Origin of the sequence: Palleniella muris (assembly GCF_004792655.1) — a bacterium.
In the GTDB taxonomy this organism is placed as follows: Bacteria; Bacteroidota; Bacteroidia; order Bacteroidales; family Bacteroidaceae; genus Prevotella; species Prevotella muris_A.
The window spans coordinates 1-5,711 of sequence record NZ_SRZC01000043.1; the positions used below are offsets into that span (position 1 = coordinate 1).

At 55.0% G+C, this 5,711-nt stretch carries 2 tRNA genes and 3 rRNA genes; all 5 read left to right on the forward strand.

Annotation, left to right across the window (positions count from 1 at the left end):
• Positions 1 to 328 precede the first annotated feature (328 nt).
• The 5 genes from E5358_RS14810 to rrf all read left to right on the forward strand — a co-directional run bounded on the left by E5358_RS14810 (position 329) and on the right by rrf (position 5,709).
• A 16S ribosomal RNA gene (locus E5358_RS14810) occupies positions 329 to 1,856 on the forward strand.
• Between the two features lie 224 nt (positions 1,857 to 2,080).
• Positions 2,081 to 2,154 (forward strand) — tRNA-Ile (locus E5358_RS14815).
• A gap of 40 nt (positions 2,155 to 2,194) precedes the next feature.
• A tRNA-Ala gene (locus tag E5358_RS14820) sits at positions 2,195 to 2,268 on the forward strand.
• A gap of 206 nt (positions 2,269 to 2,474) precedes the next feature.
• Positions 2,475 to 5,375 (forward strand): 23S ribosomal RNA (locus E5358_RS14825).
• Positions 5,376 to 5,596: 221 nt separating this feature from the next.
• Positions 5,597 to 5,709 (forward strand): 5S ribosomal RNA (gene rrf, locus E5358_RS14830).
• The 16S, 23S and 5S rRNA genes sit together here with 2 tRNA genes alongside, the layout of an rRNA operon.
• Positions 5,710 to 5,711: the final 2 nt, after the last annotated feature.

The following is a 5,711-nucleotide window of genomic DNA, read 5'->3' on the forward strand; positions in this document are numbered from 1 at the left end:
TTTTCTTGCAAAAAAGATTGTCAAAGTCTTGCGGGAATGCGAAAAAAGCTATACCTTTGCACTCGCTTTTGAAAAACACCTCCCAGCGAGGTCATTCGGAAGGCAGTTCTTTGAAAGATTTGCAATACAGACAAGTAGTACAAGAGAAGCGACTTTCGCCCTTCTGAACGAAGGGGCAGACGAAAGTCAGGGTACAAGAAAGAGACCGTCAATCCCTCCCCTTCCGGTGAGGGACTTTGATGAGAAGAGTAATCTCCTTTTGCCACGGATTCAGACAATTCTCCTACACCTTATATATAACATGAGCGTGAACGGAAGACGATATTTTACTATGAAGAGTTTGATCCTGGCTCAGGATGAACGCTAGCTACAGGCTTAACACATGCAAGTCGAGGGGCAGCATGGACTTAGCTTGCTAAGTCCGATGGCGACCGGCGCACGGGTGAGTAACGCGTATCCAACCTTCCCATGGCTTCGGGATAGCCCGGTGAAAACCGGATTAATACCGTATAGTGTCCCTTGACGGCATCCGACGGGGACTAAAGCTTTTGCGGCGATGGATGGGGATGCGTCCGATTAGCTTGTTGGCGGGGTAACGGCCCACCAAGGCGACGATCGGTAGGGGTTCTGAGAGGAAGGTCCCCCACACTGGAACTGAGACACGGTCCAGACTCCTACGGGAGGCAGCAGTGAGGAATATTGGTCAATGGGCGGAAGCCTGAACCAGCCAAGTAGCGTGCAGGATGACGGCCCTACGGGTTGTAAACTGCTTTTATACGGGAATAACGTGCACTACGTGTAGTGCCTTGCATGTACCGTATGAATAAGGACCGGCTAATTCCGTGCCAGCAGCCGCGGTAATACGGAAGGTCCGGGCGTTATCCGGATTTATTGGGTTTAAAGGGAGCGTAGGCCGCATGTCAAGCGTGCTGTTAAATGTCCGGGCTCAACCCGGGCATGCGGCGCGAACTGGCGTGCTTGAGTCCGCGGAAAGCAGGCGGAATTCGTCGTGTAGCGGTGAAATGCTTAGATATGACGAAGAACCCCGATTGCGAAGGCAGCTTGCTGCAGCGGCACTGACGCTGATGCTCGAAAGCGCGGGTATCGAACAGGATTAGATACCCTGGTAGTCCGCGCGGTAAACGATGGATGCCCGCTGTGCGCCTTTTTGGTGCGCGGCCAAGCGAAAGCGTTAAGCATCCCACCTGGGGAGTACGCCGGCAACGGTGAAACTCAAAGGAATTGACGGGGGCCCGCACAAGCGGAGGAACATGTGGTTTAATTCGATGATACGCGAGGAACCTTACCCGGGCTTGAACTGCAGCTGCATGGGGTGGAGACACCCCTTCCCTTCGGGGCTGCTGCGGAGGTGCTGCATGGTTGTCGTCAGCTCGTGCCGTGAGGTGTCGGCTTAAGTGCCATAACGAGCGCAACCCCTCTCTCCAGTTGCCATCAGGCTATGCTGGGCACTCTGGAGACACTGCCGCCGCAAGGTGCGAGGAAGGCGGGGATGACGTCAAATCAGCACGGCCCTTACGTCCGGGGCTACACACGTGTTACAATGGCGCATACAGAAAGCAGGTGTCGTGCAAACGCCACCAAATCCTGAAAGTGCGCCCTAGTTCGGATTGGGGTCTGCAACCCGACCCCATGAAGCTGGATTCGCTAGTAATCGCGCATCAGCCATGGCGCGGTGAATACGTTCCCGGGCCTTGTACACACCGCCCGTCAAGCCATGAAAGCCGGGGGCGCCTGAAGTCCGTGACCGCGAGGGTCGGCCTAGGGTGAAACCGGTGATTGGGGCTAAGTCGTAACAAGGTAGCCGTACCGGAAGGTGCGGCTGGAACACCTCCTTTCTGGAGCAGCGTGGGACTCAGGCCAGCATAGCAGCCAGTACAGGCATTCCTGCCAGTGCTGACAATACTGGCCATATCATATATGTCCTTCGCTCACAGCAACAACAAAGAAACAAAGAAGAAGCAGGCAGAAGGAAGTCTCCTTCCTGTGCCTTTCTCTTGTACTCCCTCTTGTCTGTACTCAATAATAGAGAAGGTTGAAGCGGAGCGTGAACTTTGCAGACAGTCCTATAGCTCAGTTGGTTAGAGCGCCACACTGATAATGTGGAGGTCGGCAGTTCAAGTCTGCCTGGGACTACCTGAGTGGAGTCCGCTGACAGGCGATGCCTCTCATCCCCGGGGGATTAGCTCAGCTGGCTAGAGCACCTGCTTTGCAAGCAGGGGGTCAACGGTTCGAATCCGTTATTCTCCACCCTCCACAGCGCACGGCGCGTGCGCACCGATGTGGAAACGATCTTTGAAATGATGACACAAGCAAGACTGTAGAAAAATGACAATCCTGCCCAGTGCCTTCCTTATAGGCAGGCATCTGTTGCAGATGACTCATTGAGAAAACGAAATACAGCTGAAGTATGAGCGTGCCTCATCCACCACGATTCGTGTGGAATGAGGCAAGTCGATAGAAGTAGGAAAGGGCGCATGGCGGATGCCTTGGCTCACAGAGGCGATGAAGGACGTGATAAGCTGCGATAAGCTCCGGGTAGGTGCAAATGACCTTTGATCCGGGGATTTCCGAATGGGACAACCCGGCCGTCTGAAGGACGGCCACTCCAGCAAGTGCTGGAGGGCGAACCGGGGGAACTGAAACATCTTAGTACCCCGAGGAAGAGAAAATAAACAATGATTCCCCCAGTAGTGGCGAGCGAACGGGGAAGAGCCCAAACCGTACCTGTACCCAGTGCAGGTTCGGGGTTGTAGGACCGCGACATCGTACCGTTAGCGTGAGTGGAACACTCTGGAAAGTGTGGCCACAGCGGGTGAAAGCCCCTTACACGAAGCGCGCGCGGGCGTAGCGGTATCCTGAGTAGTGCGGGACACGTGGAATCCTGTATGAATCTGCCGGGACCATCCGGCAAGGCTAAACACTCCTGTGAGACCGATAGCGAACAAGTACCGTGAGGGAAAGGTGAAAAGCACTCCGACGAGGAGAGTGAAATAGTTCCTGAAACCATGCGCCTACAAGCGGTCGGAGCATATTTTATATGTGACGGCGTGCCTTTTGCATAATGAACCTACGAGTTGCCGTCACCGGCGAGGTTAAGGGATTCAGTCCCGCAGCCGCAGTGAAAGCGAGCCTGAACAGGGCGTATAGTCGGTGGAGGCAGACGCGAAACCAAGTGATCTACACATGTCCAGGGTGAAGTCCCGGTAACACGGGATGGAGGCCCGCACCGATAAGCGTTGAAAAGCTTCCGGATGAGGTGTGTGTAGGAGTGAAAGGCCAATCAAACTTGGAGATAGCTCGTACTCCCCGAAAGGCATTTAGGTGCCGCGTCGGATGATCACCGTGAGAGGTAGAGCGACCGATAGGATGCGAGGGCTTCACCGCCTATCAAGTCCTGACGAACTCCGAATGCTCACGGTCCGCAGTCCGGCAGTAAGGGGGCGGGTGCTAAGGTCCGTCCCCGAGAGGAGAAGAATCCAGACCGCCGTCTAAGGTCCCGGAGTTCTGCCTGAGTTAGTCTAACGAAGTGTGGTCCCAGTGACAGCTAGGATGTTGGCTTGGAAGCAGCCATTCATTCAAAGAGTGCGTAACAGCTCACTAGTCGAGGGTCCGCGCATGGATAATAATCGGGTATAAGGCAGACACCGAAGGCGCGGGATAGCATTTGAGAAAGTATCGGTAGGGGAGCATTCCATCGGCGCTGAATGCGGAGAGCGATTTCCGCTGGAGCCTATGGAAAAGCAAATGTAGGTATAAGTAACGACTAGGGGAGTGAGATCCTCCCCCGCCGCACGACCAAGGTTTCCCGGGCAATGCTAATCATCCCGGGGTCAGTCGGGTCCTAAGCCTCATCCGAACGGAGACGGCGATGGCAGAAACGGTTAATATTCCGTTACTACCATAAGGAGCGATGTGGAGACGTAGGAGTGACACCACCGCGCGCTGACGGAATAGCGCGTTGAAGGCCTTAGGCGATGAGGAAGGCAGGCAAATCCACCTTCCGAGCTGACGGCCGACAGTACGGCAATGCCTTCGGGCAGCGCCGATAGTGTGGGTAACCATACTACCGAGAAAATCCGCTAAGCATATCCTTATGGTACCCGTACCGCAAACCGACACAGGTAGTCGGGTAGAACATACTAAGGCGTTGAGCGATTCATGGTTAAGGAATTAGGCAAACTGACCCCGTAACTTCGGGAGAAGGGGTCCTCACTTTACGGTGAGGCGCAGAGAATAGGTCCAGGCAACTGTTTAACAAAAACACAGGGCTGTGCGAACTCGAAAGATGAAGTATACAGCCTGACACCTGCCCGGTGCCGGAAGGTTAAGAGGAGGCGTCACCAGCGATGGGAAGCGTCGAGTTGAAGCCCCGGTAAACGGCGGCCGTAACTATAACGGTCCTAAGGTAGCGAAATTCCTTGTCGGGTAAGTTCCGACCTGCACGAATGGTGTAATGATCCGGACGCTGTCTCAACCATGATTTCAGTGAAATTGTAGTATCGGTGAAGATGCCGATTACCCGCGATGGGACGAAAAGACCCCGTGAACCTTTACTACAGCTTAGCGCTGACCTTGGCCATTCGATGTGTAGGATAGGCCGGAGGCTTCGAAGCATGCGCGCCAGCGTGTGTGGAGCCATCCTTGAAATACGGCCCTTCGGCTGTCTGAGGTCTAACCCGTGATATACGGGGACACCGCTTGGCGGGTAGTTTGACTGGGGTGGTCGCCTCCAAAAGCGTAACGGAGGCTTTCAAAGGTGCCCTCGGGCCGATTGGTAACCGGCCTAACAGAGTGCAATGGCATAAGGGCGCTTGACTGGGAGGGAGACATCCCGAGCAGGCAGGAAACTGGGACATAGTGATCCGGCGGATGTGCATGGAAACTCCGTCGCTCAAAGGATAAAAGGTACTCCGGGGATAACAGGCTGATCCCCCCCAAGAGCTCATATCGACGGGGTGGTTTGGCACCTCGATGTCGGCTCGTCACATCCTGGGGCTGGAGAAGGTCCCAAGGGTTGGGCTGTTCGCCCATTAAAGTGGCACGCGAGCTGGGTTCAGAACGTCGTGAGACAGTTCGGTCTCTATCTATCGTGGGCGTTGGAGTTTTGCGCGGGTCTGGCACTAGTACGAGAGGACCGTGTTGGACAGACCTCCGGTTTGCCGGTTGTGCCGCCAGGTGCACCGCCGGGTATCTGAGTCTGGTCAGGATAAGCGCTGAAAGCATCTAAGCGCGAAGCCGTCCGCAAGATTAGAACTCCTTTGAGGGTCGTCGCAGACTACGACGTTGATAGGGTGCAGGTGTAAAGACGGCGACGTCAAAGCCGAGCACTACTAATTGCCCGAACGCTTCATCGCGAAGCCATGCTCCGGCTGTATTTCCGGTCTTTTTTTTGGACCGGTCTCATGAATGGGTCATGAACCTTCCGTCGCCATGCGGCACCATGCAATGCCATTGCGGCAGGCATGTGAGGCATGCATAAGGAAGGAAGCGCTCTGGGTCTTGTTTGTGTCACGCATTTCCACCATACGCGGTGACGATGCCATATACTGCGTCCGTCATCAGCGAAGAAGACATATCAGGTGGCTATTGCGGCGGGGTCCCACCTCTTCCCATTCCGAACAGAGAAGTTAAGCCCGCCTGCGCCGATGGTACTGCACTGCAATGCGGGAGAGTAGGAGGCCGCCTTCTTT